General features: G+C 36.4%; 1 protein-coding gene. It reads right to left on the bottom strand.

Going from position 1 to position 239, the window contains the following annotated elements; genetic code table 11:
* Window positions 1-239 (bottom strand): hypothetical protein (locus ACY2RX_RS14865; protein WP_490104745.1); only part of this gene is annotated, 239 nt, incomplete at both ends.

Genomic DNA, 239 nt, shown 5'->3' with positions numbered 1-239 from the left:
CCAACACATCCTAATTTTTTAGTCATATAACCAAACTTATCATTTTTTTCTAACTCAATTTTATGAGGTGTCTTAAATACAGAGTGTTCTGGTTTATCTAAAGTATATAAATCAAAATCTTTTAGTTTGGAGCTCCGTCCAGCTGTCTCTAAACTTGCTAACTTCCATCCGGGGTAGCCACAAAAACGCATAAGCCCACCTTCCTTTTTATCTTGGGTATGAAAGAAATGGCCGGCTTG

The sequence above is a fragment of the Polaribacter sp. 2405UD43-2 genome (assembly GCF_058147125.1).
Note: the sequence above shows the minus strand (reverse complement) of the source record. Positions and strands in the feature narration are given on the sequence as shown.